4 protein-coding genes are annotated in these 3,186 nt (G+C 76.9%); 2 read left to right on the top strand and 2 right to left on the bottom strand.

The features are described 5' to 3' along the window. Positions 1-112 precede the first annotated feature (112 nt). On the bottom strand, positions 113-655 hold the full coding sequence (locus ACFXAM_RS38315; protein ID WP_380298521.1) for a PaaI family thioesterase: 543 nt from the start codon (positions 653-655) through the stop codon (positions 113-115). Between the two features lie 246 nt (positions 656-901). On the opposite strand from ACFXAM_RS38315, the gene ACFXAM_RS38310 reads away from it, so the two are divergent. After that, on the top strand, positions 902-1,585 hold the full coding sequence (locus tag ACFXAM_RS38310) for a DUF6445 family protein (RefSeq protein ID WP_380298519.1): 684 nt from the start codon (positions 902-904) through the stop codon (positions 1,583-1,585). Between the two features lie 67 nt (positions 1,586-1,652). Here ACFXAM_RS38310 and ACFXAM_RS38305 read toward each other — a convergent pair whose 3' ends face one another. Next, on the bottom strand, positions 1,653-2,291 hold the full coding sequence (locus tag ACFXAM_RS38305; protein WP_380298517.1) for an endonuclease: 639 nt from the start codon (positions 2,289-2,291) through the stop codon (positions 1,653-1,655). A gap of 52 nt (positions 2,292-2,343) precedes the next feature. Here ACFXAM_RS38305 and murQ point away from each other — a divergent pair. After that, positions 2,344-3,186: N-acetylmuramic acid 6-phosphate etherase (murQ, locus tag ACFXAM_RS38300; protein ID WP_380298523.1), on the top strand; the 843-nt coding region annotated here is incomplete at its 3' end.

Raw genomic sequence — 3,186 nt, 5'->3', positions numbered from 1 at the left:
GGGTCGCGGGGGCTTGGGGGGCCTTCGCCCGGGCGCGGGGCCCCGCCGGGCCCGGGGTGGTAACCCGGGGCGTTCGTGCGGGGGGTTCACAACCGGGGCCCGTGCGCGTGGGTCAGTCGGCCCGGCGCGGGGTCAGGATCGCGCAGGTGGTGGTCGCGTGCGCGTACAGCCGGCCGTCCTGGCCGCCGAGGATCCGCGCCTCGGCGGTGGCGATCGTCCGCCCCACGTGCAGCGCGACCCCCTCGCAGCGCACCTGCCCCGAGTCGGCGAACAGCGGCCGCACCATGTGCACGTTCAGCTGCGTGGTGGTGTAGCCGACGCCGGCCGGCAGCCGGCTCATCACGGCGCAGCCGAGCGCCGAGTCCAGCAGGGTGGCCAGGTAGCCGCCGTGGACGGTGTTCATCGGGTTGAAGAGGTGATCGCCGAGCGCGCCCTCGAACGCGGCCGTCCCGGGCCCGGCCTCCACCAGCCGGAAGCCCATGGTGCTCCCGATCGCCGGCTGCGGGATCCGGCCGGCGATGATCTCCCGGAGGATCTCCTCGCCGGTGAGGTGCGGGAACGCCGAGATGGGCGGACCGGCCCGCCACTCGTGGGTGCGGGTGCGCGGCTCCCCGTCGGCCGACGGCCCGGCGGGATCGATCTCGAAGGTGGTCATGCCACCACCCTTTCCCGCCGCCCGGCGCGCGTTCAAGGGTGACCTCGTTCACGTTCCGCCCCGCCGGCGCGCCTCGGCGGTGTCGGCCGGCTCCGGGCGGCCGGGGACGGACGCCCGCCCCGTGGTGACGGGCCGCCGGCGGGCGGTGCTGACCCCGGCTCCGTTCCCGCCGCCCGTGGTGACCTTGACGAAAGGTTGACCTGCTCACGGCAGAACGTTGGGGGCGGCGAATCCTATGGTCGGCCCATGCCTCCACTGCCCGCCGGACGGACCGCCCACCTGCCCGTCCTGCCCTACCGCAAACCCACCCCGGGCCGCGACTACTGGGTCTTCGACGACGTCCTGCCCGACCCGGACGCCGTACGGCGCCGCTGCCTCGACCGGAACGACTGGGCCGAGGGCTACCCCTACCGTCCGGAGACCTGGCCGGGCCTGCGGACCATGCCCGGCCTGGAGCCCGCCGAGCTGGCCCGGGTCGAGGCACTCGTCCGCCGGGCCACCGGGGCGCCGCGGCTCTGGGTGCAGAGCGCCCCGGGCGGCGGCACCCTGAACCACAACTGCGTCCAGCTCGTCGGCGCCGGCGAGTCGGAGCCGCGCCCGCACACCGACTCCCGCGCCCTCTGCCGCTACGCGGCCGTCCTCTACCTGAGCCCCGGAGCCGCCAAGGACGCCGGTACCGGCTTCTACCGCCAGCAGTTCCCCGGCGGCCGGCTCGGCGGCAACCTGGTCGCCGCCCCGCACACCAATCTGGTCGAGGCCCTCGGCACCCGCCGCGTCCCCGCCGACGCCTTCACCGAGGACGTCCGCGTCCCCAACCGCTACAACCGCCTGCTCGTCTACCACGCCAACCTGATCCACAGCGCCACCTCGTACCACGGCCTGACCCTGGAGGAGCGCCGCATGACGGCGGTCTTCTTCTGGATGGCCTGAACCCGGGCGGCCGGGCCTCCCGGGCGGGTCGGCCTCCCGGGCGGCCCCGGCGCCGGCCCGGGCACGGCTACGCCGCCCGGAGTTCGCCGGGCCGGACGCGGCCCAGGCTGAAGCGGGTGAGGGCGGCGGCGAGGCGGGCGAGGTCGCGCGGCGGGGTGAGCGCGGCGAGGGCGGCCGGGGTGCGGGGCAGGCCGAGGTCGGCCGCCGCTCTCAGGGCGCGGTCGTCGAAGGACGGGCGCAGGACCGGCCAGACCGCCTGGGCCTCGCGGCAGAAGATGCCCGAGCCGACCGGGCCGATCCGGGGGAACGCGCGGAGCAGCCCGGCGATGCGGGCGGGATCGCCCCCGGCCTCGTCGCGGAGCCGTCGCAGGTCGCCGTGCCAGCGGTCGAGGAGCAGGTCGGCGCCGCGGCCGAGAGCGGTCGCGGTGCTCTCGTCGTAGCGCACGTAGTGGGCGCGGCCGAGGGCGTCCACCCTGGTCTGCCAGTGCGCGGCGGCCATGGCCTTCGGGGTGCGCAGGCCCGCCGCGGAGAGCTCCCGGGCGGCGGCGACGGCGAGGTCGGCGCTGATCCGCACCGAGCTGAGCGTGGTGAGCACCAGCAGCCGGTAGAGCGGGGACGGGGTGTCGCGGAGCGTGATGCCCGCCTCGTCGGCGTAGGTGCGGCCGAAGCGTTGCAGCAGGGCGGCGACGGTCTCCTGGTGGCCCATGGCCGGCCTCCCTTCCTCGCCCGACCGGCACCTGCCCGGGTTGGCGGCGGTCATGCGCGGGGAGGGGTTCGGCATGGAGAACGCCGACCGCCCGGTGACCGAGGAGGTCCGGCCGCAGTGGGCCGGCCTCGACCGGCTGGGGACACTGGAGCTGCTGCGGCTGCTGAACGCCGAGGACCGCACGGTCGCCGGGGCGGTGGCCGGGCAGCTGCCGAGGATCGCCGTGGTGGTGGACGCGGTCGCCGGGCGGATGGCCCGGGGCGGGCGGCTGGTCTACGCGGGCGCGGGGACGGCGGGGCGGCTCGGGGTGCTGGACGCGAGCGAGTGCCCGCCGACGTTCAACACCGCCCCGGGCCAGGTGGTGGGCGTGATCGCGGGCGGCGCACGGGCCCTGGTGCGCGCCGTGGAGGGCGCGGAGGACCGCCCGGAGCTGGCGGCCGCCGATCTGGCCGCGCTGGCGCTGACTGCCGAGGACACGGTGGTCGGCGTCTCCGCCTCCGGCCGCACGCCGTACACGGTGGCCGCCGTGCGCGGCGCCCGCGCCGCCGGGGCGCTGGCCGTGGGGCTGGCGGGGAGCGCCGGGTCGCCGCTGGTCGCGGCCGCCGAGCTGGGCATCGAGGTGGTGACCGGGCCGGAGGTGGTGGCCGGGTCGACCCGGCTCAAGGCGGGGACGGCGCAGAAGCTGGTGCTGAACCTGCTGTCCACGGCGGTGATGGTCCGGCTCGGCAAGACGTACGGGAATCTGATGGTGGACGTCCGGGCGGGCAACGCCAAGCTGCGCGACCGGGCGCGGCGGATCGTCACCGAGATCACCGGCACGGACGAGGAGACCGCCCGGCGGGCGCTGGCGGCCACCGGCGGCGAGGTGAAGGACGCCGTCCTCGTCGTCCTCGCC

Source organism: Kitasatospora sp. NPDC059462, from assembly GCF_042749955.1.
GTDB lineage: Bacteria > Actinomycetota > Actinomycetes > Streptomycetales > Streptomycetaceae > Kitasatospora.
This window is presented reverse-complemented; position numbering and strand designations above follow the sequence as displayed.